Source organism: Campylobacter sp. 2018MI13 (assembly GCF_018501135.1).
Classification (GTDB): domain Bacteria; phylum Campylobacterota; class Campylobacteria; order Campylobacterales; family Campylobacteraceae; genus Campylobacter_E.
Map to the genome: position 1 here is coordinate 1 of NZ_JAHCZC010000280.1, position 400 is coordinate 400.

The 400-nt window shown below is 41.2% G+C and carries 2 protein-coding genes; both read left to right on the forward strand.

All coding sequences use genetic code 11. The annotated features are described in order from the left end of the window. Nucleotides 1–197 (forward strand): hypothetical protein (locus KJQ99_RS10035; RefSeq protein WP_214150759.1); only part of this gene is annotated, 197 nt, incomplete at its 5' end. Between the two features lie 44 nt (nt 198–241). After that, nucleotides 242–400: alpha-amylase family glycosyl hydrolase (locus KJQ99_RS11095; RefSeq protein WP_350028281.1), on the forward strand; the 159-nt coding region annotated here is incomplete at its 3' end.

Consider the following 400-nt stretch of genomic DNA (forward strand, 5'->3'; position numbering starts at 1 on the left):
GACAAGACGTTGCCAAATTGGGCGAAATTTGCGGTGAGATGCTGCTAAACAAAATCGAACAAAAGGGTAAAAAACAAGGATTCAAGCTGCTTGATCCGATGCTCGTCAAAAGAGAAACGACACGCCAAAAGAGAGGCGGCGAAAATGTTAGCGTTAACAATTTGAAACCGCTTGCGAAGAATTTGCTCTGCCCTTAAACTCATAATTGAACGTATCAAGCGAAGAAGGAAGGTTTTTTTGAGTGGGAATCAAAAAATATCAGGACAGAATCATCTATCAGATATATCCGAAGAGCTTTAGGGACTCTAACGGAGACGGAATAGGCGAGCTGCGGGGTATTATCGGAAAACTGGAATATTTAAAAGATTTAGGGGTTAATACGATTTGGTTGAATCCGATC